This window comes from Mycobacterium sp. NGS41 (genome assembly GCF_059812725.1).
On record NZ_JCALDF010000015.1, the window covers coordinates 24563 to 49314 of the forward strand.

24 protein-coding genes and 1 pseudogene are annotated in these 24752 nt (G+C 67.4%); 16 read left to right on the forward strand and 9 right to left on the reverse strand.

The genetic code is table 11. The features are described 5' to 3' along the window. Positions 1-20: 20 nt before the first annotated feature. Positions 21-632: an aa3-type cytochrome oxidase subunit III gene (gene ctaE, locus AC5Y21_RS15225; RefSeq protein WP_499913287.1), complete on the reverse strand. Its 612-nt coding sequence runs from the start codon at positions 630-632 to the stop codon at positions 21-23. A 174-nt stretch (positions 633-806) separates the two neighbouring features. Between ctaE and trpD the strand changes: the two genes are divergently transcribed. Beyond that, a complete protein-coding gene (trpD, locus tag AC5Y21_RS15230; RefSeq protein ID WP_499913414.1) occupies positions 807-1895 on the forward strand; it encodes an anthranilate phosphoribosyltransferase in 1089 nt (362 codons plus the stop codon). Here the strand turns inward: trpD and AC5Y21_RS15235 are convergent. Beyond that, a pseudogene (locus tag AC5Y21_RS15235) lies at positions 1833-3791 on the reverse strand (DEDD exonuclease domain-containing protein); the annotation flags it as partial. The gene trpD and the pseudogene AC5Y21_RS15235 sit on opposite strands and share 63 nt — an antisense overlap. On the opposite strand from AC5Y21_RS15235, the gene AC5Y21_RS15240 reads away from it, so the two are divergent. The 4 genes from AC5Y21_RS15240 (at position 3776) to pimB (ending at position 7475) form a co-directional block, all read left to right on the forward strand. Further along, on the forward strand, positions 3776-4027 hold the full coding sequence (locus AC5Y21_RS15240) for a hypothetical protein (RefSeq protein WP_499913288.1): 252 nt from the start codon (positions 3776-3778) through the stop codon (positions 4025-4027). The pseudogene AC5Y21_RS15235 and the gene AC5Y21_RS15240 overlap by 16 nt on opposite strands. Before the next feature lie 236 nt (positions 4028-4263). Then, positions 4264-5394, forward strand: coding sequence for a peptidoglycan hydrolase RipC (gene ripC, locus AC5Y21_RS15245; RefSeq protein ID WP_499913289.1), 1131 nt, complete (start codon positions 4264-4266; stop codon positions 5392-5394). 40 nt (positions 5395-5434) lie between these two features. Continuing rightward, a complete protein-coding gene (locus AC5Y21_RS15250) occupies positions 5435-6235 on the forward strand; it encodes a hypothetical protein (protein ID WP_499913416.1) in 801 nt (266 codons plus the stop codon). 97 nt (positions 6236-6332) lie between these two features. Continuing rightward, a complete protein-coding gene (gene pimB / locus AC5Y21_RS15255) occupies positions 6333-7475 on the forward strand; it encodes a GDP-mannose-dependent alpha-(1-6)-phosphatidylinositol monomannoside mannosyltransferase (RefSeq protein ID WP_499913290.1) in 1143 nt (380 codons plus the stop codon). Positions 7476-7543: 68 nt separating this feature from the next. Here pimB and AC5Y21_RS15260 read toward each other — a convergent pair whose 3' ends face one another. Beyond that, the gene (locus AC5Y21_RS15260; RefSeq protein WP_499913291.1) at positions 7544-9349 is read right to left on the reverse strand and encodes an AMP-dependent synthetase/ligase; all 1806 of its coding nucleotides are present in this window, start codon (positions 9347-9349) and stop codon (positions 7544-7546) included. Positions 9350-9478: 129 nt separating this feature from the next. Between AC5Y21_RS15260 and AC5Y21_RS15265 the strand changes: the two genes are divergently transcribed. From AC5Y21_RS15265 to AC5Y21_RS15285, 5 genes are all read left to right on the forward strand, one after another. After that, positions 9479-9868, forward strand: coding sequence for a polyketide cyclase / dehydrase and lipid transport (locus AC5Y21_RS15265; RefSeq protein ID WP_499913292.1), 390 nt, complete (start codon positions 9479-9481; stop codon positions 9866-9868). A gap of 65 nt (positions 9869-9933) precedes the next feature. Beyond that, positions 9934-10368, forward strand: a complete 435-nt coding sequence (locus AC5Y21_RS15270; protein WP_499913293.1) for an SRPBCC family protein — start codon at positions 9934-9936, stop codon at positions 10366-10368. Then, complete coding sequence (locus AC5Y21_RS15275) at positions 10365-11633, forward strand: ArsA family ATPase (protein ID WP_499913418.1); 1269 nt, start codon at positions 10365-10367, stop codon at positions 11631-11633. The genes AC5Y21_RS15270 and AC5Y21_RS15275 overlap by 4 nt, the downstream gene beginning before the upstream one ends. Continuing rightward, a complete protein-coding gene (locus AC5Y21_RS15280) occupies positions 11630-12019 on the forward strand; it encodes a hypothetical protein (RefSeq protein WP_499913294.1) in 390 nt (129 codons plus the stop codon). The genes AC5Y21_RS15275 and AC5Y21_RS15280 overlap by 4 nt, the downstream gene beginning before the upstream one ends. 81 nt (positions 12020-12100) lie before the next feature. Beyond that, a complete protein-coding gene (locus tag AC5Y21_RS15285; protein WP_499913295.1) occupies positions 12101-12844 on the forward strand; it encodes a lysophospholipid acyltransferase family protein in 744 nt (247 codons plus the stop codon). A 10-nt stretch (positions 12845-12854) separates the two neighbouring features. Here AC5Y21_RS15285 and AC5Y21_RS15290 read toward each other — a convergent pair whose 3' ends face one another. Then, positions 12855-14144: a glycosyltransferase 87 family protein gene (locus AC5Y21_RS15290; protein WP_499913296.1), complete on the reverse strand. Its 1290-nt coding sequence runs from the start codon at positions 14142-14144 to the stop codon at positions 12855-12857. Between the two features lie 92 nt (positions 14145-14236). Here AC5Y21_RS15290 and AC5Y21_RS15295 point away from each other — a divergent pair, with 92 nt between their 5' ends. The 3 genes from AC5Y21_RS15295 to AC5Y21_RS15305 all read left to right on the forward strand — a co-directional run bounded on the left by AC5Y21_RS15295 (position 14237) and on the right by AC5Y21_RS15305 (position 17075). After that, positions 14237-15100: a hypothetical protein gene (locus AC5Y21_RS15295; RefSeq protein ID WP_499913297.1), complete on the forward strand. Its 864-nt coding sequence runs from the start codon at positions 14237-14239 to the stop codon at positions 15098-15100. Positions 15101-15109: 9 nt separating this feature from the next. Beyond that, positions 15110-15619, forward strand: coding sequence for a polyadenylate-specific 3'-exoribonuclease AS (locus AC5Y21_RS15300; protein WP_499913298.1), 510 nt, complete (start codon positions 15110-15112; stop codon positions 15617-15619). 67 nt (positions 15620-15686) lie between these two features. Beyond that, positions 15687-17075, forward strand: a complete 1389-nt coding sequence (locus AC5Y21_RS15305) for a class II 3-deoxy-7-phosphoheptulonate synthase (RefSeq protein ID WP_499913299.1) — start codon at positions 15687-15689, stop codon at positions 17073-17075. Positions 17076-17095: 20 nt separating this feature from the next. Here the strand turns inward: AC5Y21_RS15305 and AC5Y21_RS15310 are convergent, their stop codons facing one another. Continuing rightward, positions 17096-18328 (reverse strand): protein kinase domain-containing protein, encoded by a 1233-nt coding sequence (locus AC5Y21_RS15310; RefSeq protein WP_499913300.1) that lies wholly within the window; start codon positions 18326-18328, stop codon positions 17096-17098. 82 nt (positions 18329-18410) lie between these two features. On the opposite strand from AC5Y21_RS15310, the gene AC5Y21_RS15315 reads away from it, so the two are divergent. Next, positions 18411-18815, forward strand: coding sequence for an Rv2175c family DNA-binding protein (locus AC5Y21_RS15315; protein WP_499913301.1), 405 nt, complete (start codon positions 18411-18413; stop codon positions 18813-18815). Here the strand turns inward: AC5Y21_RS15315 and AC5Y21_RS15320 are convergent. Further along, positions 18812-20371 (reverse strand): alpha-(1->6)-mannopyranosyltransferase A, encoded by a 1560-nt coding sequence (locus AC5Y21_RS15320; protein WP_499913302.1) that lies wholly within the window; start codon positions 20369-20371, stop codon positions 18812-18814. The two genes, AC5Y21_RS15315 and AC5Y21_RS15320, sit on opposite strands and share 4 nt — an antisense overlap. Before the next feature lie 4 nt (positions 20372-20375). Further along, entirely contained in the window at positions 20376-21446 is a 1071-nt protein-coding gene (gene idsA2, locus AC5Y21_RS15325; protein ID WP_499913420.1) for a bifunctional (2E,6E)-farnesyl/geranyl diphosphate synthase, read from the reverse strand. A 179-nt stretch (positions 21447-21625) separates the two neighbouring features. Between idsA2 and AC5Y21_RS15330 the strand changes: the two genes are divergently transcribed. Then, positions 21626-22522, forward strand: coding sequence for a mycobacterial-type methylenetetrahydrofolate reductase (locus AC5Y21_RS15330; RefSeq protein WP_499913303.1), 897 nt, complete (start codon positions 21626-21628; stop codon positions 22520-22522). Here AC5Y21_RS15330 and lppM read toward each other — a convergent pair. Then, a complete protein-coding gene (lppM, locus tag AC5Y21_RS15335; protein ID WP_499913422.1) occupies positions 22519-23166 on the reverse strand; it encodes a lipoprotein LppM in 648 nt (215 codons plus the stop codon). The genes AC5Y21_RS15330 and lppM overlap by 4 nt on opposite strands. A 111-nt stretch (positions 23167-23277) precedes the next feature. Further along, positions 23278-23919 (reverse strand): GNAT family N-acetyltransferase, encoded by a 642-nt coding sequence (locus tag AC5Y21_RS15340; RefSeq protein WP_499913305.1) that lies wholly within the window; start codon positions 23917-23919, stop codon positions 23278-23280. 282 nt (positions 23920-24201) lie between these two features. On the opposite strand from AC5Y21_RS15340, the gene AC5Y21_RS15345 reads away from it, so the two are divergent. Further along, complete coding sequence (locus AC5Y21_RS15345; RefSeq protein WP_499913306.1) at positions 24202-24606, forward strand: SCO2097 family morphological protein; 405 nt, start codon at positions 24202-24204, stop codon at positions 24604-24606. Positions 24607-24752: the final 146 nt, after the last annotated feature.

Consider the following 24752-nt stretch of genomic DNA (forward strand, 5'->3'; position numbering starts at 1 on the left):
GGCTGTACCGGGTGGTCGGCTTACCGGATGAAATAGATCACGGTGAACAGCGCGATCCATACGATGTCGACGAAATGCCAGTAGTAAGAGACGACGATGCTGGCGGTCGCCTGCGCCGGCGTGAACTTGGTCATCGCGGTGCGGGCGAGCAGGAAGATGAACGCGATCAGGCCGCCAGTGACGTGCAGGCCGTGAAAGCCGGTGGCCAGATAGAACACGCTGCCGTAGGCGCTGCTGGGGATCGTGGTGCCGTGCGTCACGAGATGGAAGTACTCGTAGCCCTGGCCGAGGACGAAGAACAAGCCCATCAGGAAGGTGATCACATACCAGCGGCGCAGCCCGAAGACGTCGCCGCGCTCGGCCGCGAACACGCCCATCTGGCAGGTGAACGACGACGCGATCAGAACCAGGGTCACCGGGACGGCCTGGTAGAGATTCAGCTCGGTCGGTGGCGGCGGCCATTTTCCGCCGGCCTGAGCACGGGCCGTGAAGTACATCGCGAACAGCCCAGCAAAGAACATCAACTCGCTGGAAAGCCAGACTATGGTGCCAACACTGACCATGTTGGGCCGATTCAGCGAATGAATGCGCGACGTGATCGCAGTACCCGAGGTCCCCACAGCGCTGGTCACATCCGCAAGTATGACGCTTTGTAGTTGTTGAGCACTACCCGGGGCGGCAAATCAATGGGACGCGTCGCGCCGTCGCTGTGCCGGGTCGACGCTCGGCGGCGGTTGGGTGGCGGTTGCCCCTCGTGGGACCATCGGCGCGTGGCTGAGTCATCCGGGGCGTCATTCGAGCCCCCGTTGCCAGGGGAGTCCGCCGCGGTTGCGGCCGGGCCGGCGCCGTCATGGCCGCAGGTCCTGAGCCAATTGACCGCCGGGCAGAACCTGCACCGCGGCCTGGCGGCCTGGGCCATGGACCAGATCATGACGGGCAACGCCAGGCCGGCCCAGATCGCCGCCTTCGCCGTCGCGATGAAGATGAAGCGTCCCACCGCGGCCGAGGTCGGTGAACTGGCTGATGTGATGCTCAGCCATGCGCGGCCGATGCCCTCCGGCGCGACCCGCCGGGATATCGGAGACGCCGTCGACATAGTCGGCACCGGTGGCGACGGCGTCAACACGGTCAACCTATCCACGATGGCGGCGATCGTTGTTGCCGCCGCGGGTGTGCCGGTGGTCAAACACGGCAATCGGGCGGCGACCTCGCTGTCCGGCGGCGCCGACACGCTGGAGGCGCTCGGGGTTCGCATCGACCTGGGACCCGAGCAGGTCGCGCGCTCCCTCGACGAAGTCGGGATCGGGTTCTGTTTCGCGCCGGTGTTCCATCCGTCCTACCGGCACGCGGCCACGGTTCGTCGTGAGATCGGCGTGCCCACGGTATTCAATCTGCTTGGGCCGCTTACCAATCCGGCTTCGCCGCGGGCCGGGCTGATCGGCTGCGCGTTCGGCGACCTCGCCGAGGTGATGGCCGGGGTGTTCGCCGCGCGCCGATCCAGCGTGCTGGTTGTGCACGGCGACGACGGCCTCGACGAGCTGACCACGACCACCACGAGCACGATCTGGCGCGTGCAGGCGGGCACGGTGGACAATCTGACCTTCGATCCCGCCGGCTTCGGGTTTGCGCGCGCCGAACTCGGCGAGCTGTTGGGTGGCGACGCGCAGACCAATGCGGCCGAAGCGCGAGCGGTGCTGGGCGGCGCCAAGGGCGCGGTCCGGGATGCGGTGGTGCTCAATGCCGCCGGGGCGATCGTGGCTCACGCCGGGCTATCCAGCCGCGCTGAATGGCTGCCGGCGTGGGAGGACGGACTGCAGCGGGCCGGCGCCGCCATCGACACCGGTGCGGCCGAACAGCTGCTCGCGCGATGGGTGCGGTTCAGTCAGCAGGTCTGAATCGGGGCCTGCCTGCTCGGCCGCCAGCCGTGCGGAGCGCGCCGCCGCCGCCCACTGGGCCCAGGCGCCCGCCGCCCGCAGGGGAGTAGTCCATCCGGCGTCGTCCACGCCGGCCACCCGGACGACGCGTACCCCTGGGGCCGCCAGCCAGCGTGCGATCAGCGCGGTCTCCTCGACCAGAGCGCCGCCGAGCGGGGCCGGCGACGGAATGACCGTCTGCGCACCGGCCAGGATCGCCTCGACGACGGGCATCGGCGGTACCCCGCGGCCGGCGGCACCGGCCGCCGCGAGCTGGCCGTGGCGGATCACGCAGAGGTGGTAGCCGCCCTGACCGTCCGGCGCGGCGGCGATCAGCTCGGGCAGCGCGGCCAACGCGCGCAAACGCTGTCCGCGCCACAGGGTTTCGACAGCGCTGGCGGTGAGATCGCGGAGTCGGGCGGCGCTTTCGTAGCGGTGCAGCTCGGCCAGCCGGGTGACTTCTTGGACGGCGGCGGCGAGCGCGGTGTTGTCCTGGCCGTCGATCAATCCCGCCGCCCGTGCCACCGCGGCCGCATATTGGGTGGCGGTCACCCCGCGGGCGGCGGGACAGGGCGACACCTCGACCTCGGGACAGGCCGGCCCGTGCAGCGAAGAACGTCCCAGGCGCGTGGTGCAGGTCCGGACCCCGGTGAACCGCGCCAGCAGGGCCGCCGTCTGCGCGGCCCCGGCGCGGGACCGAAACGGTCCGACCGCGCGATCGTGCCGGGGGGCGCGGACCACCGAGAGGCGCGGGAACGCCTCGTCGGTGAGCACCACCCACCACCACCGCTGCGGGAACCTTGACCGGCGGTTGTACGGCGGGGAGTGTGCGGCCAGCAGCCGAAGTTCCCGCACGCCGGCCTCCAGCGCGTGCGCGCACTCGACGTGGTCGATGCTGCCGGCCAGCGCAACCATCTCCTTCATCCGGCCGCGCGGGTCGGCGCCGCTGAAGTACTGGCTTACCCGGCGTCGCAGGTCGACGGCAGTGCCGACGTAGAGCACCTCACCCGACGGTCCGCGGAACAGGTAGACCCCGGGCCGGTGCGGCAGGCCGTCGGCGAGGACCCGCTTGCGGCGCTGCGTTGGTGTCACGTCGGGCAGATACGAACGCAGATCGGCGTAGGTGTGCACGCCCTGGTTGCCCACTCGTTCGATGAGGGCGTGCAACACGTCGACGGTGGCTCGGGCGTCGTCCAGGGCACGGTGGGTGGGCTGGGCGGCGGCGGCGAACAGCCGCGCCAGGGCGGCCAGCCGCACGCTGGGGGCTTCCTCGCGGCTGAGCACCCGGCGGGCCAGCCGAACCGTGCACAACACCTGTGGCCGGGGCCAGGTGATATCGCAGCGCTGCGCGGCGGCCCGCAGGAACCCGATGTCGAACCCGGCATTGTGGGCGACAAGCACCGAACCGCCGGCGAACTCCAGGAACATCGGCAGCACCGCGTCGATGGTCGGGGCGTCATACACCATCGCCGAGGTGATGCCGGTGAGCTGCACGATCTGGGGCGGGATGCTGCGCTGCGGGTCCACCAGGGTGGCGAATTCGCCGAGCACGACGCCGCCGCGGACCTTCACCGCGCCGATTTCGGTGATGGCGTCGGGCGGCGCTGCCGGTGTTGCCGGGTTGCTCGTCGCGCGTCCGCCGGTGGTCTCCAGGTCCACCACGACGAAAGTGGTCTCGCGCAACGGCATTTCGTCGGCGCGGACGGCCGGGCACAGGCCGGGGAAGCTCAGCTGGGCCGCACCGGTCACTCCCACAGCCGTGACGTTAGGCACCCCCACCGACACCTTGGCGGAAAACATGTCGGTGGCCGCGGTTAGCGTGCGAGAGAACTCGACGGAGGCCGACCGAGAGGACCCGACCAATGGCCCAAACTGCATCTGACAGCGACGGCGGCGCGGCGCCCGGACCGGGTGCGCCGATGGTGATCGACTGCGACGACTGCGCGGCGCGCGGTGCGGGGTGCCGCGACTGCGTCGTCAGCGTGATACTCGGGGTCCCGGAAACTTTGTTGTGCGACGAGCGTGCCGCTTTGGAAGTACTCGCCGATGCCGGATTGGCCCCAAGGCTGCGTCTGGTGCCGATCCGGGGCAATCGCGGTTCCGGCGTCGCCTAATTGCCCTGTGCGCCATAACTCCTGGACAGCGCTGGTTTGCAGGAGGCCACTCATAAAGTAATGACAGAATTCTTTCTAATTTCTTAACGATCTGCTTTGGACAAACGCCGATATCGTTTCGTAACCTGTTTGAGACCTAAAACCAGCTCGATGACCACGCGTCGACGGTCGTTTAAGGAAGCAACACTTTGAGGCTCAACTGTAAGCATCCGCGTGCGCGTGTCATCGTGCGTTCTATGGTCGGTACGCTTGCTGGCTTCACTGTCCTCTCCGGTGCCTTTGGCACCACTGCGTTCGCCGACCCCGCCGGCGATGCGGTGGCGAAACTCAACGAGTTATCCCGCCAGGCAGAGCAGACAACCGAAGCCATGCACACCGCCCAGATCGACCTGAGCAAGAAACTGGCCGTGCAGCAGGCGGCGGACAAGAAGCACCTGGACGACCAGGCTGCCGCGCAGGCCGCCAAGGACCGGCTGGCCAGCTACCAGGGCGCCGTCAACAAGATTGCCGCCGCCACCTACATGGGCGGCCGGACCGACGGCATGCACGCCATCCTGACGGCGAAGTCTCCGCAGCAGCTGATCGACGGATTGTCGGTGCAGCGGGTGCTGTCGGCCGAAATGGCCACCCAGATGCGCAATTACCGCGCCGCCGGCGAGCAGGCGGCCAAGGCCGAGCAGGCATCCGCCCAGTCGGCCGCCGACGCCAAGCGCGCCGCCGAACAGGCCGCGGCGGTACGGGCCAGCCTGCAGTCCAAGCAGAGTCAGCTGCAGGTACAGATCGCCGTGGTCAAGTCGCAATATCTCGCCCTGTCGCCCGGACAGCGCACCGCCCTTGCCGACCCGGGCCCGGTTCCCGCGGCGGCTCCCAGAGGCCCCGCGCCCGCTCCCGATGCGTTACCGCCAGGTGCGGCACCGGGTGCCTTACCGCCGGGTGCGCCACCGGCCGAAGGGCAATCCCCAGCCGAAGCACCAGCGCCGGGCGGCCTTCCCGATGGAGCGCCCGGGCTGGTTCCCAGCGGGGACCGCGCCACCGTCGTGCAGGCCGCGTTGAGCCAGGTCGGATCGTCGTACGTGTGGGGCGGCGCCGCGCCGGGCGGGTTTGACTGCTCGGGATTGGTGATGTGGGCCTACCAGCAGGCCGGCATTTCGCTGCCGCACTCCAGCCAGGCGCTGGCCCACGGCGGCCAACCGGTGGCACTGTCGGATCTGCAGCCCGGCGACGTCCTGACGTTCTACTCGGATGCCTCACATGCCGGCATCTATGTCGGCGACGGGATGATGATCCACTCCTCTACCTACGGTGTGCCGGTGCGGGTGGTGCCGATGAACTCCTCCGGCCCGATCTACGACGCGCGCCGCTACTAGAAATCTCGCCGCACGGCGGCTTCGGCGGTGGCCGTCGCTACTGCTGGCGGGTGTATTGGTCGGGGAGCTGATCGCGGCCCTGGCCGTAGCGGTTCATCCAGCACAGCGGACGGATGCCGCGCACGGTCCGCTGGTGGTCGGCGATCGCATCGTGCGGCTGATCGATCTCGGCGGGCCGGATGGCGAACGCCTGCTGTCCCGGATCGCGTCGAACGTCGGCGCTGCCGTCGATCAGGTGGAAGCCTTCTGGGGGCCCGACTGGTCCCGCGATATCTCGGTGGTGGCCGCAGGCTCAGACGAACAGTTTCGCGCTGCCGCCGGCGGAGGTTCACCGTCGCAGTGGGCTGATATCGCTGCGGTGACAGTCGCTGACCGCGTCGATTCCGCTCACCGGGTGGCGGTCAACCAGCGGACGGTGTTCGCGCCCGGCGCGGTTCGGATGAGTGAAAGCGCACTGCGAATAGTATTGGCGCACGAGCTTTTTCACTATGCGGCCCGGGTGGACACCGCCGTGGACGCACCGCGTTGGCTGACCGAAGGGGTCGCCGACTTCGTGGCCCGGCCGCATACGCCGACGCCCGTCGACGCCGTGTCGATGGCGCAGGCGCTGCCCTCGGACGCCGACCTGGACGCGCCGGGGCCGCAGCGCTCGCTGGCCTATGACCGCGCGTGGTGGTTCGCGCGGTTCGTCGCCGACAGCTACGGCCCGGCGAAGTTGCGTGCGCTCTACCTGGCATCCTGCGGCGTGGGGCACGCCGATCTGTCCACCGCCGTTCGCGACATCTTCGGCATCGATGAGGCGGGGCTGCTCACGGGCTGGCGTCAGTGGCTGGCCCGGTAGCGGCGAGCTTCAACAGCGCCCAGCAAAAGCCCCCCATTTCGTGCGGAAATGAGGGGCTTTTGCGTCTGCTCGTGCAGGGGAAGCTAGCCTCACCCGGGTGAGTCGGGTCCTGCTGGTAACCAACGACTTTCCACCCCGGCGCGGCGGCATCCAGTCGTACCTAGGGGACTTCGTCAGTCGGCTCGTCGCCACCAGGTCGCATGCCGTGACCGTGTATGCACCGCAGTGGAAAGGCGCCGAGGCGTTCGACGACACGGCGAGCGAGACCGGCTATCGGGTCGTCCGCCATCCCGGCACGCTGATGCTGCCCGGCCCGACGGTCGACGCTCGGATGCGCCGGCTGATCGCCGACGAAGCAATCGACACCGTCTGGTTCGGCGCGGCCGCGCCGTTGGCCTTGCTGGCCCAGCGTGCCCGCCACGCGGGCGCGACCCGGGTGCTGGCCAGCACCCACGGCCACGAAGTTGGTTGGTCCATGCTGCCCGTCGCCCGGTCGGTGCTGCGCCGCATCGGTGACGAGACGGACGTCGTGACGTTCGTCAGCCGCTACACGCGGTCCCGATTCGCGCCGGCTTTCGGGCCCGCGGCGTCATTGGAATACCTGCCGCCCGGAGTGGACACCGACCGGTTTCGGCCCGATCCGGCCGCCCGCGCCGAGCTGCGCGATCGCTACGGTCTGGGGGAGCGGCCCACAGTGGTGTGCCTGTCGCGGTTGGTGCCACGCAAAGGCCAGGACGTACTGATCAAGGCGCTGCCGTCGATCCGCCGGCGCGTCGACGGGGCCGCACTGGTGATCGTCGGCGGCGGTCCGTATCTGGACACGCTGCGCAAGCTGGCTCGGGAATGTGGAGCGGCCGACCACGTGACGTTCACCGGCGGTGTGGCGGCCCCCGAGCTACCCGCCCACCACGCGCTGGCCGACGTGTTCGCGATGCCGTGCCGTACCCGCGGTGCGGGCATGGACGTCGAGGGGTTGGGCATCGTCTTCCTGGAGGCCTCGGCCACCGGTGTGCCGGTGATCGCCGGCCAGTCGGGTGGGGCCCCGGAAGCGGTGCAACACAACAAGACCGGGCTGGTGGTCGATGGCCGCTCGGTGGAAAAGGTCGCCGACGCCGTCGCCGGATTACTCGCCGACCGCGACCGGGCCACCGCCATGGGCGCCGCCGGGCGGGAATGGGTGACGTCCCAGTGGCGCTGGGACACGCTGGCCGCCCGGCTGGCCGACCTGCTGCGCGGCTAGGTGTGGCGAGCAGACGCAAAAGCCCCTAAATCAGGCCTGATTCAGGGGCTTTTGCGTCTTCTCGGCGCTTAGTCCTTGGTGTAGATCGCCTCGATGTCGGAGGCGAACTTCTCGGCCACCACGTTGCGCTTGACCTTCATCGTCGGCGTCAGCTCACCGGTGTCCTCGGTGAAGTCGACCGGCAGAATCCGGAACTTGCGGATCGACTCGGCGTGCGACACCTGCTGGTTGGCCTGCTTGACGGCCGCATCCACCTCGGCCACCAGGTCGGGATCGGTGGCCAGATCGCCCACCGACGCGCCGGCGGACTTGCTGTTGCGCTGCTTCCAGCCCTCGAACGCCTCGGGATCGATGGTGATCAGCGCGCCGATGAACGGCTTGTTGTCCCCGACCACCATCGCCTGGCTGATCAGCGGGTGGCCCCGAAGCTGATCCTCCAGCACGGCAGGGGCGACATTCTTACCCCCGGCCGTCACGATCAGCTCCTTCTTTCGGCCGGTGATGGTCAGGAAGCCGTCCTCGTCGACGGCGCCCAGATCGCCGGTCCGGAACCAGCCGTCGGTGAATGCCTCCTCGGTGGCCTGCTCATTGCGCCAGTAGCCGCTGAAGACCACGCCGCCGCGCACCAACAGCTCCTTGTCGTCGTCGGCGATGCGCAAGCTGTTGCCGGGTACCAGCTTCCCCACGGTCCCGATCTTCAGCGCGCTGATCTGGTTGACGGTGATCGCCGCACTGGTCTCGGTCAGGCCGTAACCCTCGTAGATGGTCACGCCCACGCCGCGGAAGAAGTGGCCCAGCCGCGCACCCAGCGGCGCGCCGCCCGAGACCGCGGCGTGGCAGTCGCCGCCCAGCGCCTCACGCAGTTTGTGGTAGACCAGCCGGTCGAACAACGCATGCTTGGCGCGCAGCACCAACCCCGGCCGGCCTCCGTCATGCGCGCGGCTCCAGTCGACCGCGGCCTGCGCGGCTCTCTTGAAAATCGGGCCCTTGCCCTCGTTGGAGGCCTTCTGCTCGGCCGTGTTGTACACCTTCTCGAAAACCCGCGGCACCGACACCACCACCGTGGGTTTGAAGATCGCGAACTGCGGCAGCAGATTCTTGATGTCGCTGGTGAATCCGGCGGTCACCTTGCTGGCGAACGCGGAGAGGGTGAGCGCCCGAGCCAGCACATGGGCCAGCGGCAGGAAGATCAGCAGTCGCTCACCCTCACGCAGCAGCGTCGGCAGGCACTCCTGGGTGCCGCGGATCTCGTAGAGCAGGTTGGCATGGGTGAGCTGGCAGCCTTTGGGGCGCCCGGTGGTGCCCGACGTATAGATCAGCGTCGCCGCGTCCTCGGAACGCAGCCCCTCCAGCCGAGCGGTCAGCTCGGCCTTGTCGACCGACGCGCCCTCCTCGGCGAGCTGGTCGAGCGCCTTCGGGCCCGAGCCGTTGATGTGCAGCACCCGGCGCAGCTCAGGCAGCTCGCCGCTGAGCTCGGCGATCGTCGCGGCGTGCGCATCGGTTTCGGCGAAGGCCACGACGGCTTCTGAGTTCTGCAGCACCCAGCGCACCTGCTCCGCCGACGAAGTCTCATAGATCGGCACGGTGACCCCACCCACGGCAAGGATCGCGAGGTCGAGGATCGCCCATTCGTAGCAGGTGGCCGAAAAGATGCTCACCCGGTCGCCGGCCTGTACCCCGAGCGCAATCAAACCCAGTGCCGCGGAACGAATTTGGTCGGCCGCCTCGGCGCACGTGACGTCGGTCCACTCGCCGTCGACCAGGCGCTGGTAGATGACGAACTTCGGATCGTCGCGCTCGTGCTCAAAGACCATGGCCGCGACGTTGTCGTGCTCGTCGACCGAAAAGCGGGCAGGGGCACTTAACTCAGGCACTGGAATGACCTCGCTTGACCTCGTGTGATGTTGCCGGTTGCCGGCTTGCTGCCGCCAGCCTAATCCGAGTATTCGCAGAGTACGGAGGCAGCGGCCGCATCGGACGAATTGGTGTGCAAAGCTGAAACGATGAGCAGCATCCAGGTCGCGGACGAAACATTTGTCGCCGCCGACGGCGCGCAGGTCGGTGCCGCGATCGCCGATCGGTCGAGCTGGCGGCGGTGGTGGCCCGACCTGCGGCTACAGGTTGTCGAGGACCGTGCCGAAAAAGGGATTCGCTGGCTGGTGACCGGCGCCTTGACCGGCACCATGGAGGTCTGGCTGGAACCGTCGCTGGACGGAGTGGTGCTGCACTATTTCCTGCACGCCGAACCGTCCGGCGCGGCGGCCTGGCAGCTGGCCAAGATGAATTTGGCCAAGATGACACACCGTCGCCGAGTGGCCGGGAAAAAAATGGCGTTCGAGGTGAAGACAACCCTCGAACGCTCGCGTCCGGTGGGGGTTTCTCCGGTAGTTTAGCCGGGTCGGCGTGTGGCACACGCGACGCTCGGGATCGACCCGCGTGCAGGAGAGAGGGAAGCCAGGTGGCGGAGAAGACGACGCAGAAGATCTTCATCGATGCCGATCCGGCCACCGTGTTGGAAGTGATCGCCGACATCGATACCTATCCGGACTGGATCTCGGAGTACAAAGAAGCCGAAGTGCAACAACGCGGCGAGGACGGCTACCCGAAAGTCGTGAAGTTCGTGATGGACGCCGGCATCATCAAAGACACCATGGTCATGTCCTACACCTGGCCGGCGGACCGCAAATCGCTGAGCTGGACTCTGGTGTCCAGCTCGCTGCTGAAGTCCCTTGAGGGCTCGTATCGCTTGGCGCCCAAAGACTCTGGCACCGAGGTCACCTATGAACTCGCGGTAGACCTGGCGATCCCGATGATCGGGATGCTCAAGCGCAAGGCCGAACGCCGGCTGACCGACACCGCGTTGAAGGATCTGAAGAAACGAGTCGAGGGCTGACTAAGGCCGCCGCGTCCCAGGCGCGGATCAGTCTCTTCGTTGGCAAGGGCGGGGTAGGAAAGTCCACCCTGGCGTCGGCCACCGCCGTCCGTGACGCGAGCGGTGGGCGCCGGGTGCTGCTGGTGTCCACCGACCAGGCCCACTCGCTGGGCGACGTGCTGGGTGTCGCGGTGCCGCCCACCGGCTCGGGTGAACCCGTTCGGGTACTTGCCGATTTCGAAACCGGCCACGCCGACGCGGGCGGCTTTCTCGACGCGCTGGCGCTGGACACCCTGGCCCTGCTCGAGACTCATTGGCGCGATGTGGTCGACACCCTGGACCGCCCATTCCCCGAGTCCGAGTTGAGCAGCATTGCCCCGGAAGAGCTTTCGGCGCTGCCGGGTGTCCAGGAGGTGCTCGGCCTGCACGCGGTGGGTGAACTCGCGGCGGCCGGGCGATGGGATCGCATCGTGGTCGACTGCGCGTCGACCGCGGACGCGTTGCGGATGCTGACCCTGCCGGCCACCTTCGCGCTGTACGTGGAGCGTGCCTGGCCGCGCCATCGCAGGCTCAGCGTCGGCGCCGACGACGCCCGATCGGCCGCGATCGTGCAGCTGCTGGAGCGCACCAGCGCCAGCGTCGAGCGGCTGAGCGCTTTGCTTACCGACGGGGACATGGTCACCGCACATCTGGTGCTGACCCCCGAGCGGGTGGTCGCGGCCGAGGCGACCCGCACGCTGGGCTCGCTGGCGCTGATGGGCGTTCGGGTCGAGGAACTGATCGTGAATCAGGTTCTGGTGCGCGACGAGTCCTACGAGTACCGCAACCTGCCCGACCACCCGGCGTTCTACTGGTACGCCGAACGCATCTCCGAACAACGGTCGGTGCTCGCCGAACTCGACGCCACCATCGGTGACGTGGCGCTGGTGCTGACTCCACACCTGGCCGGTGAGCCGATCGGCCCCAAGGCGCTGGGTGAGCTGCTCGACAGTGCCCGTCGGCGTGGCGGAGCTGCGCCGCCGGGCCCATTGCGTCCTATTGTGGACTTGGAATCCGGGTCGGGGCTTTCGTCCGTGTACCGCATGCGGGTCGCGTTGCCCCAACTGGATTCTGGCGCGCTGACACTGGGCCGGGTCGACGACGACCTGATCATCAGTTCGGGCGGGCTGCGGCGCAGGGTTCGTTTGGCGTCCGTACTTCGGCGATGTACGGTGCTGGACGCGCATCTGCGGGGCAGTGAGCTCACAATTCGTTTTCAACCAGATCCGGAGGTGTGGCCGAAGTGAGTGGGGCACATCCCGACATCGGTCCCGAGCTGCGCAGGCTTGCCCAAGCGCTGCTGAACGGGATCGACCCCGCGCTGCGTTCGGCAGCCGCGCTGGCATCGGGCGTGGGCGCGGCCGGCGACAAGGAGCCAGGCAAGTGCCAGCAGGTGTGGTGCCCGGTGTGCGCCCTTGCGGCGATGGTCAACGGCGAACAGCATCCGTTGCTGACGGTCATCGCCGACCACAGCGTCGCGCTGCTGGACGTGATCCGATCAATAGTCGACGACATCGACAAGAACCCACCGCCAGACGACCCGTCCGGGGGTGTCGTCACCAACGGAAGCGGCCCGGAGGAGCCCGCCGTTAAGACTCGTTACCAGCCGATCCCCGTCACCGTCGAGGAGTGATCGGCCCCGGCGCCGAGGTGGTCGGAGTCGTCACACATGGGTACAGTTGGACACCATCGGGTGCGGGCAGAGAGGGAGGCCATGTGGTACTGGCTATTCAAGTACATCTTCATGGGCCCGTTGCTCTCTCTGCTCGGTCGGCCGAAAGTTGAAGGCCTGGAACATGTTCCGAATTCCGGGCCGGCGATACTGGCCAGTAACCACCTAGCCGTCGCGGACAGTTTCTTTCTTCCCCTGGTCGTTCGTCGCCGTATCACCTTTTTGGCGAAGGCCGAATACTTCACCGGCACCGGCCTGAAAGGCTGGTTCACCCGCTGGTTCTACACCGTCGCCGGCCAGGTGCCGATCGACCGCAGCGACGCCGACACCGCACAGGCCGCTCTGGACACCGCCAAGCGGTTGCTGGAGCAGGGCAAGTTGCTCGGCATGTACCCCGAGGGCACCCGTTCGCCGGACGGCCGGCTGTACAAGGGCAAGACCGGGCTGGCGCGGCTGGCCCTGGAAACCGGCGTTCCGGTGATTCCGGTGGCGATGATCGGCACCGACGTCGTCAACCCGCCCGGCAGCAAGATGTGGCGGTTCGGGCGGGTCACTGTCCGCTTCGGCAAGCCGATGGACTTCTCCCGCTTCGAGGGCCTGGCCGGCAACCGCTTCATCGAGCGGGCCGTGACCGACGAAGTGATCTACGAACTGATGGGACTCTCCGGTCAGGAGTACGTCGACATCTACGCCGCGACCGTCAAGGACGTCGGCAACGGCAAGGCGTCCAACGGCGACGAGCCGAACAGCGAAGCGGCGCGGATTCCGGAGACAGCCGCGGGTTAGCGGCACAAGGTCAGCCGACAGCCGGCACGGGTGTCAGCTCGGGAGTCGTCTCGTCCTGCCGAGCTACGCGGGCGCTGACCGTCAGCCCGGCAGCGACGATGAGCGCCAACGCCCACCACACATAGGACATCCCCATCAGCTGACGCCACCAGTTCGCGGCCGCCTCATGGTGTTTGGGCAGCAAATCGATTGGCGTCCACCTCATCAGCGCCACGCCGACAACGCTGAGCAGGCCCAGTGCGAGGTTGCGGCGCCGCCACGCCGATATCCCCGTCACCAGCACGGCCGGCAGCGCCCACACCCAGTGGTGCGACCACGACACCGGCGAAACCACCAACCCGAACAAGGCGACGCAGATCAGCGCCAGGGCCGGCTCGCCGGCCCGTAACACCCGCTGCATGGCCCATACCGTCAGGCCGAGCACCAGGACGCACGCGCCCGCCCACAGCAGGAAGCGTTCCTGCTCGCCGAGCCCGAGCCGGGCGAGCGCACCCGCGATGTTCTGGTCGGTGTTCAACGCCGCGTCGCCGATCCGGGCCGTGTTGTGCACCGCGTGCGTCCAGTACTCCCACGAGTCACGCCAGGCCAGCGCGAAGCCGACCACCGTCGCCGCGGTGAAAGACGCCAGCGTGGTCAGTGCCGCCCGACTGTCGCGACGCAGCAAAAAATACAGCAGGAACACCGCCGGGGTGAGTTTCAGCGCTATTCCAAAGCCCAGCAGCAGTCCGCGGGGCCACGGCGTGTGGCGGGGCAGGCAGTCGGCGATCACCAGGGTCATCAGCACGACGTTGATCTGACCGAACGCAAAGTTCGAGCTGATCGGCTCGAGCCAGAGCGTCGCCGGCGCCGCAATCATCACCGCCAGCCACAACCGACGCACCCAGGCGGGCCCGGGCAGCACGTTTGAGCTGGTCCAGACATCGAGACGGGTCAACACCATCGTCGTCGAGACGATCAGCAGCACCAAGGTCACCAGCGTGATCGCGACGCTGGCGGCCGGCATGTGCAACCACGCGAATGGGCAGAAGACGATGGCCGCCAGCGGGGGATAGGTGAACGGGAGCTTCACGATGGGTGTGGGGAACAGCACATCGCCCTTGTACAGCGGATGGCCGTCCAACCAGGCTCGACCGCCCATCTGGTAGACGTCGATATCGATGCGGTACGGCGTGTGCCCGAACAATGTCCAGGCCACATATCCCAGCGCCGCCGCGGCCAGCAGCCAGAGCAGGCAAAATAACCAGACTCGCCCGCGGCCGCTACCAGAAGAGCCCGCGTCGGGCGCCTGCCAGTTACTCATGTCGCAGCCAAGCCTAATGGTTATCGTGCGCAGTCTGGACCGAGCAGCGCGGCTCCCACCCCGTCGCGACATCTGGGCGTAGGTTTTTTGGGGTGTTCCGTTGGTTGCAGCATGACATCGTCGACCGTGGCCGGCTTCCGCTGCTGTGCTGCCTGATCGCGTTCATCCTGACCTTCTTCGTCACGCGAACTTTCGTGCGGTTCATCCGCAGTCGGGCCAACACCGGAGTGCCGCCGCGATGGTGGCAGCCGCGGAACATTCACATCGGGTCCATACACATCCACCACGTGGCGTTCGGGGTGGTGTTGGTGATGATTTCCGGGCTGACGCTGGTGTCGTTGTCCGTCGACGGGCAGGAACCCGAGTTCACCGCGGCAGCGATCCTGTTCGGAATAGGCGCCGCATTGGTGCTCGACGAGTACGCGTTGATCCTGCATTTGTCCGACGTGTACTGGGAGGAAGACGGGCGGAGCTCGGTGGACGCCGTATTCGCCGCGGTCGCGGTGGCCGGGCTGTTGATCCTGGGCCTGCATCCGCTGATGTTCTTGCTGCCGATCTGGAATGACATTCATTCAATGTGGCTGCACGCCGCGCTGCTCGGCGGGCTGGCGCTGACGCTGCCGCTGGCCCTGGTGGTGCTGTCCAAGGGGAAGGTGTGGACCGGCCTACTGGGCATGTTCCTGGTGGTGCTGCTGGTCATCGGTGCGATCCGGCTGTCGCGTCCGCACGCCCCGTGGGCCCGGTGGCGGTACACGGGTCAGCCGGACAAGATGCGGCGCGCCCTGGACCGGGAACGGAAATGGCGTCGGCCCGTGGTGCGCGCGAAGCTGTGGGTCCAGTGCCTGATCGCCGGAACGCCCGGCTTGCCCGACGAGCGCATAGTGGACGCCCAGCTGGATCACGACGTGCGCCCCGCGCCAGCGCCCGAGCCCGTTGGCGTCGGCTCGCCAGACTAGGTTGCGGGCGTGCGGTACTTCTACGACACCGAGTTCATCGAGGACGGCCGCATTATCGACCTGATCTCCATCGGCGTAGTCGCCGAGGATGGCCGCGAGTACTACGCCGTATCCACCGAATTCGATCCCGAGCGTGCCGGCAACTGGGTGCGCGCGCACGTGCTGCCCAAGCTGCCACCTCCGGCGTCGCAGTCGTGGCGCTCGCGCCGGCAGATCCGCGAGGAGCTGGAAGAGTTCCTGGGCGTCGACGGCCCGGAGCCGATCGAGCTCTGGGCCTGGGTCGGTGCCTACGACCACGTCGCGCTGTGTCAGCTGTGGGGGACGATGCCCGAGCTACCGCGGGCAATCCCTCGCTTCACCCGTGAACTGCGGCAGCTGTGGGAGGACAGGGGATGCCCCCGGATGCCGCCGCGACCGCGCGACGTCCATGACGCGCTGGTGGACGCTCGGGATCAGCTGCGCCGATTCCGCATCATCACCTCGTTGGACCAAGCGGAGCCGACGGGCGATCGCCGGTGACGTCGATGCGACGTTCGCCCTGATCAACCCGCAGTCCCGTTTATCGGGTGCCGGTTACCATAGACCGATGAACTGGACAGTCGACATACCGATCGACCAGCTGCCGCCGCTGCCGCCGCTGCCGGCCGACCTGCGTGCCCGGCTGGACGCCGCGCTGGCCAAGCCGGCCGCGCAACAACCGTCATGGGACCTCGACCAGGCCATGGCGATGCGCACTGTGCTGGAAAGTGTGCCGCCGGTGACCGTGCCGTCCGAAATCGTCCGGCTGCAGCAACAGCTGGCGCTGGTCGCCCAGGGCGAGGCATTCCTGCTGCAGGGCGGCGACTGCGCCGAGACGTTCACCGATAACACCGAGCCGCATATTCGGGGCAATATCCGCACCCTGTTGCAGATGGCTGTGGTGCTGACCTACGGCTCCAGCCTGCCGGTGGTCAAAGTGGCCCGGATTGCGGGCCAGTACGCCAAGCCACGGTCGGCGGACGTCGACGCGCTGGGCCTGAAGTCCTACCGGGGCGACATGATCAACGGCTTTGCCCCGGACGCCAAGGCCCGCCAGCACGATCCGTCCCGGTTGGTACGCGCCTACGCCAACGCCAGCGCCGCGATGAACCTGGTGCGTGCGCTGACGTCGTCGGGCTTTTCCTCGCTGCACCTGGTCCACGACTGGAACCGGGAATTCGTGCGGACCTCACCGGCCGGTGCGCGGTATGAGGCGCTGGCCACCGAGATCGACCGAGGGCTGCGTTTCATGAGCGCCTGCGGGGTGGCCGACCGCAATCTGCAAACCGCCGAAATCTACGCCAGCCATGAGGCTTTGGTGCTCGACTACGAGCGTTCCATGTTGCGGTTGTCGGATGTCGAGGACGGGGAGCCGCAGCTGTATGACCTGTCGGCGCATACCGTGTGGATCGGCGAGCGGACCCGTCAGCTCGACGGCGCGCACGTCGCATTCGCCGAGGTGATCGCCAACCCGATCGGCGTCAAGATCGGCCCGACCATGACCCCGGAGCTCGCCGTCGAGTACGTCGAGCGGCTCGATCCGCAGAACAAGCCGGGTCGTCTGACCTTGGTGAGCAGGCTGGGCAACAACAAGGTGCGCGACGTGCTGCCGCCGATCATCGAGAAGGTCCAGGCCACCGGCCACCAAGTGATCTGGCAGTGCGACCCCATGCACGGCAACACCCACGAGGCGTCCAACGGCTACAAGACGCGGCATTTCGACCGCATCGTCGACGAAGTGCAGGGGTTCTTCGAGGTGCACCGCGCGCTGGGTACTCATCCGGGCGGCATCCACGTCGAGATCACCGGCGAGAACGTCACCGAATGTCTCGGTGGCGCGCAGGACATTTCGGACACCGACCTGGTTGGCCGCTATGAGACGGCGTGTGACCCGCGGCTGAACACCCAGCAGTCGCTCGAGTTGGCATTCCTGGTCGCGGAGATGCTGCGCGACTAAGGCCTGGCGTCTGCTCGCCGTTATAGAAGGCCGCTCAGGTTGCTTCCGATTGTCCAGGCCGCCGTCGCAACCAGCCCGGTGATCGCCACGACGACCGCCACCCAGATCAGCACCATGCGCCGGGCATGCTCTCGCATCCCGATGAAATCGCTCAGCGCGATACCGGCGAATTGGCCGGAGAGCGGTTCGAATTCGTCGTCGTCGGGTCGTGGCTCGGGCTCGGCGGGCTCGGACCACTCTCCGGGTCCGCGGGTCAAGTGGCGAGTGGCATGCAGCGGCGCCTGGCCGGGCGGCGCGGGGGGCGGCTGGGTGCTGTCCTGACGCGCGGTCATTCGGCTGTGGTGCAGCGCCGCCGACCGGTGCTGAGCTGAGTTGCGCGGTGCCGGCACCCGGAATACCGGCAGCGCCAATGCCGCCGCGATTTCCTGCACTTCGGCCGCCATGTCGATCGCGTCGGCGTACCGGTCGGCGGGGTCGCGGGCGGTCGCACGCGCCACCAGCTCGTCGAACTCCGGCGGAACCCCGTCGATCACCGCGCTGGCGGCCGGCACATCGTTGTCCAGTCGCTGATAGGCGATCGACAACGCGGTGTCACCGGTGAACGGCGTGCGCCCGGTCAGCAATTCATAGGTGAGGATCCCGACGGAGTAGACGTCGCTGCGCAGACCGGCGCTGCCGTCGCGAACCTGCTCGGGGGATAGGTAGGCCGCGGTACCCAGGATGACGCTGGCGGAGGTGATGCCCGCGGCTGCGACGGCGCGGACCAGCCCGAAATCGGCGATCTTGATCTCGCCGTCGTCGGAGATCAGCACGTTTTCCGGCTTGACGTCGCGATGCACCAGGCCGGCCTGGTGCGCGGCGGCCAGCCCGCCCAGCACCGAGCGAAGCACCGATGCCACCGCGTGCGGCGGCATCGGACCGCGTTCATTCAGCAGCTCCCGCAGGGTCCCGCCCTCGACGAGCTCCATCACCAGAAACGGGTGCCGGCCGTCCAGGCCTTGGTCGTAGACCGCGACCACCCCGGGATGCTTCAGTCGAGCTACCGTGCGGGCCTCGAGCTGGAAGCGGGTGAGGAATTGCTCGTCGCCCGCGTACCGGAAGTCCATCACCTTCAGTGCGACGGGCCGATCGAGGCGAACGTCGACGCCGCGGTACACCGTCGACATGCCGCCGCTGGCGATCTTGGCTTGCACGAGGTAGCGACCGTCCAGATAGGTGTCTTCCAACGGGTCCACCGTGCCAGCTTGAGCCACGGGGTCATCGTAGGTGCTTGCGTCGACAACCTACTGTCGAAAAGCCGCGTCCTGGCCGCGTACCGGGTCTTACACTGGCGAAGTGGGCAGTATTCCCGCCGGCGACGATGTGTTGGACCCCGACGAGCCAACCTACGACCTGCCCGGAGTCGCTCAGCTGCTCGGCGTGCCGGTCAGCAAGGTGCAACAACAACTACGGGAAGGCCATCTGGTCGCGGTGCGGCGCTGCGGTGGTGTGGTAGTGCCGCAAGTGTTCTTCACCAACTCCGGTCACGTGGTGAAGAGCCTGCCTGGGCTGTTGACCATCCTGCACGACGGCGGTTACCGCGACACCGAGATCGTGCGCTGGCTGTTTACCCCCGACCCGTCGTTGACCGTCACCCGCGACGGCAGCCGAGACGCCATCAGCAACGCCCGTCCGGTCGACGCGCTGCATGCGCACCAGGCTCGGGAAGTCGTGCGTCGCGCTCAGGCCATGGCCTATTAGGGCGAACTGCTCGCAGGTTCGGCTTCTTCTGCGGATTTTGCCGTACGCCGGTCCGCGGTCCGATGCAGCGCGTACCAGGCAGCCAGCGCGCAGGCAGTGGCCAGCGAGAAGTGCAGCCAGGAATACATTCCGTGCGATCCGTCCGGTTTGAAGATCACCATCACCCACGATGAGACCCCGGCGATCGCGGCGACCGCCCGCTGCGACTGGGCCACCGGGGCGGCTATCGCCAGCGGCCAGGAGTAGTACCACGGCAGGGCGGCCGGGACGAACAGCACCACGATCAGCATCGACCACGCGATGCCGGTTAGCGCGGCCCGGTCGTCGCGCCGGAATCGCCACCACAACAGCGGCAGCGACACCCCGATGATGGCGATGCCGACGAGCCGGGTGATTCGCAGCGTGGTGTAGAAGTCGACCGCGAAGAATCCGCTGAAGAGAGCGTGGATGACGTTCGCGACCGCGGTCGGCACCGTCAGCCAGTTGATGATCTTCACCGAGCCGGCCAGCGCGGTCAGCCACCCCAGGCCGACCCCGGCCACGGCGGACAACACCGCGAACACCACGGCGAAGATCAGCAGCGAAACCGCGGCGGCCGCCAAAAACGCCTGGACCGGCCGGTATCCGCGGCTTTTACCCAGGTGACGGGCCCATACCCAGACCAGGAAAGGCAGCGCAATGCCGGCAGTCGCCTTGACGGCGATGGCGACCGTGATCAGCACGATGCCCGCGACGTTGCGGCCGGCGAACGTCATCGCGATACCGGCCGTCATCAACCCGACCATCAGCATCTCGTTGTGCACCCCGCCCATCAAATGGATGAGCACCAGCGGGTTGAGAACGCAGATCCACATGGCGGTCGGCCCGTCGGCGCCGATATGGTGGGCCAGCCGGGGAGTGGCCCAGATCAGCAGCGCCAGCCCCGGCAGCATGCACAGGCGCAGCAGCATGGTTCCGGCCACCACGTTGTTGCCGACGATGATCGTGACGAACTTGGCAACCAGAATGAACGCCGGACCGTAGGGCGCGGTGGTGATCGTCCAGATGGGACTTACGTCGTCCAGCAACGGATTCGGGTTGCCGACCGGACCAACCGCATAGGGATCCAGGCCGTCGCGCAGCAGCGCGCCCTGGGCCAGATACGAGTAGGTGTCGCGGCTGAAGACGGGGACCGAAAGCAGCAGCGGCGCCAACCAGAAGGCGGTGCTGGCCCGCATCACGAACTCGCTGGCCGCGCCGGCGAGGACCAGCCGCCCCAGCCGCACCCAGGCGATCAGCATCAGCCCTACGCCGGCCCACAACAGGATCGACGACATCACCAACCCGTGGCCGAAGCGCAGCCAGGACATGTGAATCGACTCCAGCAGCGGGTCGTGCTGGCGGGTGCTGCCCGCTCCCAGCCCGCCTACGGTGATCAGCGCCGAGCCCAGAAAGCCCAGCTTCGCCGGCCCGGCCTCCGGCGTGCCGGCAAACCTGCATAAACGCGAAAAGTATTGGGCAAGAAAATGTTTGGATGCCGAAGAATCGGCCGCCGAGGTGTCCGTGTCCGTGGCCATCGGTTCAGGCGGACCGGTTGGTGGCCAGGTTGGCCAGTTGAGAAAGCCCCACCTTGGCCGCCTCGTTGACAGGTGCGGCAGTCAGTGTGGTCAGCGCGCGTTCGGTCAGCATGGAAATGCGGCGCTCCGCGGCGTCCAGCGCCCCTACCGTCTTGATGACCTCCCGCAATTCCCGCACCTGCGTGTCGGTCAGCTCGGTGCCGATCGAGGCGCGTAACAGCTTGGCCGCCAAAGGATCTGACTGATCCGCCAACTCCAGTGCCTCGGCCACCAATACGGTGCGCTTGCCCGACCTCAGGTCGTCACCGGACGGTTTGCCCGTCACCGCGGGGTCGCCGAAGACGCCGAGGACGTCGTCGCGCAGTTGGAACGCCACACCCAGGTCTGCGCCGAACTGGCCGAACGCGTCCGCGACGTCGGGTCTGTCGGCGGCGGCTGCCACGCCCAGCTGCAGGGGTCGCGTCACCGTGTAGCAGGCGGTCTTGAAAGTGGCGACGGTCATCGCCGACGCGATCGACTCGGCGGGTGAGGCCGGTATCGAAGCCTCGGCGACGATGTCGAGGTACTGACCGCCCAGCACCTCGGTGCGGATATCGGCCCAGACCCGCTGAACGCGCTGTCGGGCGTCGGGGGACAGGGCACGCGCGCGGACGCCCAAAACCAAATCGTCGGCCCATGCATGCGCCAAATCACCGACCAGGATGGCCGCCGACGTCCCGAACTGCTCCGGCGAGCCGCGCCAGTCGCGGTCGCGGTGCAGGGCCGCGAACTGCATGTGGGTCGTCGGCCGGCCGCGACGGGTAGCCGAACAGTCGATCACGTCGTCGTGTACCAGCGCCGACGCGTGCAGCAGCTCCAACGCGGAAAACAGCAGCAGCACACCGGGATCGGGGTCGTGGGCGGCCACGGCACGCCAGCCCCAGTAGGCGAAGACCGGCCGCAGCCGCTTGCCGCCGCTCAGCACGAAATCCTCGAGCCCGCTGACCAGAACTCCGTAGTCGCTACCCAGGTAGGCGGTTTCGGTGCGACGCTCGCGCAAATACTGCCGCAGTTGGTCGGTGACGGCGCCGGCCAACTCGACGGTTGCCGCTGCTTCTGCAGCATTAAGGCTCAGCGCGGCGCCCCTTTCTGCTCGGCTCTGCTCGTCCTGCCCCTGGCCCGACAAGTGTATTCGCCGCGGGGCCGCACCCTATGCTGTCGGTTGGACTTGGGCCGGATGGCCACAACCCGACACCGCCGAGAAAGAGGAGCCGTGTGACGCTCAACACCATCGCGCTCGAGCTGGTGCCACCGAACGTCGACGGCGGTCGCGAGCGGGCGACCGAAGATGCGCGCAAAGTGGTGCAGTTCTCGGCCGATTCGGGGCTCGACGGCCGGATTCGGCACGTGATGATCCCGGGGATGATCGCGGAGGAGGACGACCGGCCGGTACCGATGCGGCCCAAGCTGGATGTGCTGGACTTCTGGTCGATCATCAGGCCGCAGCTGTCCGGGGTCAGCGGCCTGTGCACGCAGGTCACCGCGTTCATGGACGAGGAGTCGCTGCGCGGACGGCTCACCGATCTGTCCGCGGCCGGGATGGAGGGCGTGGTCTTCGTCGGCGTGCCGCGCACGATGAACGACGGTGAGGGCTCCGGCGTCGCCCCGACCGACGCCCTGTCGATCTATCGCGACCTGGTGGCCAACCGCGGCGTGATCGTGATTCCGACCCGGGAGGGCGAACAGGGCCGACTCAATTTCAAGTGCGACCAGGGCGCGACGTACGGCATGACCCAGCTGTTGTATTCCGACGCGATCGTCGGTTTCCTGGACGACTTCGCCAAGAACACCGATCATCGTCCCGAGATCCTGCTGTCGTTCGGCTTCGTGCCCAAGGTCGAGGACCGCATCGGCCTGATCAACTGGCTGATCCAGGACCCCGGAAATGCGGCGGTGGCCGACGAGCAGGCTTTCGTCAAAAAGCTGGCCACTGTCGAAGCGGCGGAGAAGCGCCGGCTGATGGTCGACCTGTACAAGCGCGTCATCGACGGTGTCGCCGAACTCGGCTTCCCGCTCAGCATCCATCTGGAGGCCACGTACGGCGTTTCCGCGCCGGCTTTCCAGACTTTCGCGGAAATGCTCGAGTACTGGTCGCCCGCTCCGCGAATCTAACTGCTGGGGGTCTGGTCGCGCGGAGCGGTGAACCGCTCGGAACGGTCCCGGCTGACCCAAGCCAGCAGGGCCACCACACCTGCCACCGCGAACGACGCGACGCCCAGCCATACCCCGGCCCCGGTGAAGGACCGCGTGTTGGGGTCGGTGTAACGGGCTTGGGCGCTCATCGTGCTCACCACGCCCGGCTTGAGCTTCCACTGCACGACTTCGGGCTCGATGCGTTCACCGTTGGTGGAGGTCACCACGCCGGGGAACGCGACGGTCAGCTGGACTTCAGCCTCGGCATCGGTTACCGATGTCAGGTCGGCCCGGCCTTCCAGCAGCACCAGGTTGCCGTTTCGCCGCAGCGAGAGATTCACCCCGGCGGCGTCGCGATTCATGTGGGCGAGCTGCGGCACCTCGGCGAAGGTCAGATCGGAGAACACCGCCTGTGATCCCACGTAGCCGTCGCTGTCGTAGTTCGAGACCGCCACCTTCTGGCTGAACGGCAGATTGGTGTCGAGCTGGGGACCGGTGTCTTTGGGGTTTTTCGGCTTGGCCGCGGCGATGATCTCCCCGGACACCAGGTCATCCGGAGAGATCGTGATCGAGGCCCGGACCCGCAGGCATCCGGTGGCCAGCGGCACCAGCATCAGCAGCATCGCGATGGCCAGCAGCCGGCGGCGCCGAGCCCAGGATGCTTGGGATCCTCGGGCAAGGAGCGGGAAGGAGCCGGGGCGCACCAGGTCATCGTGCCAGACCCGACGTCGGCACTAAAGCGGCAGAGCGCGACCCAGGATCGCGAAGGCGCGCGGGTCGCCCGCGAAGTGGTACCGGCGGATGATGTCCGTGAAGCCCAACCGCCGGTACAACCGCCAGGCACGGTTCGCCTCACCGTTCGTCTCCGGCGTCGAAAGCAGCACGTTGCGTTCGCCGCGGTTGGCCAGCAGCCGCCGCGCCAGTGCCTCGCCCAGGCCGTGACCCTGGGCGCGCGGATGAATGTGCAGTTCGGTCAACTCGAAATAACTGGTCATCAGCCGGGTGATCTCCTGGGCGGGCAGGCCGCCGCGCTCCAAGCCCAGGACGACCTGCTGCTGCCACCACTGACCGGGTGCCCCCGGATAGCCGTATGCCACGCCGAGCAACGGCGCGCCGCCCAATTCCGCGGCCGACGGCACTTTGCCACGGTGTGCGTCCGTTTCGACGACAGGGTTCGCAGTGTTCTCTAGGGGGTCCGGGACTTCTAGGGCGGCCACTGCCTTCCAGCCGGGTCGCCGCATGTGCTCCAGCCACATAGCCGCGCGCTGATTCTCGGTGCCGCGCGGGTATCGCATCGCGTCGACATACACACCCAGTGCGTCATTGAGACGACGCTCCATATCGTGCGGCGACAGATCGATGAGGAATATCGCCAACTCGCGCTGTCCTCCTCATGCGGCGATGTGGTGCGGTGCCTGCCTACCAGTATCAAGGCGACCAACGCGGCCATTATCGGACGGGACGTCCAGCGATCGAAGAGCGGCTGCGACGAGAGGCCCCTCCCCGCCCGCGTCTGTGCTGCGGTGCAACCAGATAGAATCGCCTGCGAACCAGTGGTACGGCACAGATTGACCTCGTATCATCTGTGTTAGTTGCCCTCGTAACGGGCATCCGCGTGCTATCGATATACGTGTCAGCCTGTCGGCAAGGAGGGACGAATGCCACTCTCCGATCATGAGCAACGGATGCTCGATCAGATCGAGAGCGCTCTCTATGCCGAGGACCCCAAATTCGCGTCGAGTGTCCGTGGCAGTGGGTTCCGCGCACCGAGCGCGCGACGACGGCTGCAGGGGTCGGCGCTGTTCGTCGTCGGTCTGGCGATGCTGGTTTCGGGCGTCGCGTTCAAGGCCACGATGATCGGCACCTTTCCGATTCTGAGTGTCTTCGGCTTCATCGTGATGTTCGGCGGCGTGGTGTTTGCCATCACCGCTCCGCGGTTGTCCGGACGGGCGGATCGTCCCGGATCGGCACCTGGGGCCTCGCGCCAGCGTCGCAACAAGGGCGGCGGGGGCTCGTTCACGAGTCGTATGGAGGATCGCTTCCGCCGTCGCTTCGACGACTAGTCACGAAGAGTCACACATAGCGGGGAAGCCGATGGCTTCCCCGTTTTGCATCCGGCGTCGCGTTGTGTCGCGTCGATTCTGCGCTGAGGGCGCCGTTCGGCGCGCGGGGGGCGCGCTACGCGCAGGCTCGGCGCCGCCAGCGCAGG

Bases quoted from the DNA above. Each gene is read 5' to 3' on its own strand.
- AC5Y21_RS15345 (WP_499913306.1), top strand. From the start codon at position 24,202: ATGCCACTCTCCGATCATGAGCAACGGATGCTCGATCAGATCGAGAGC.
- AC5Y21_RS15285 (WP_499913295.1), top strand. From the start codon at position 12,101: ATGTGGTACTGGCTATTCAAGTACATCTTCATGGGCCCGTTGCTCTCT.
- lppM (WP_499913422.1), bottom strand. From the start codon at position 23,166: ATGCTGCTGATGCTGGTGCCGCTGGCCACCGGATGCCTGCGGGTCCGG.
- AC5Y21_RS15320 (WP_499913302.1), bottom strand. From the start codon at position 20,371: ATGGCCACGGACACGGACACCTCGGCGGCCGATTCTTCGGCATCCAAA.
- AC5Y21_RS15290 (WP_499913296.1), bottom strand. From the start codon at position 14,144: ATGAGTAACTGGCAGGCGCCCGACGCGGGCTCTTCTGGTAGCGGCCGC.
- AC5Y21_RS15240 (WP_499913288.1), top strand. From the start codon at position 3,776: ATGGCCCAAACTGCATCTGACAGCGACGGCGGCGCGGCGCCCGGACCG.
- AC5Y21_RS15305 (WP_499913299.1), top strand. From the start codon at position 15,687: ATGAACTGGACAGTCGACATACCGATCGACCAGCTGCCGCCGCTGCCG.
- AC5Y21_RS15265 (WP_499913292.1), top strand. From the start codon at position 9,479: ATGAGCAGCATCCAGGTCGCGGACGAAACATTTGTCGCCGCCGACGGC.
- ripC (WP_499913289.1), top strand. From the start codon at position 4,264: ATGGTCGGTACGCTTGCTGGCTTCACTGTCCTCTCCGGTGCCTTTGGC.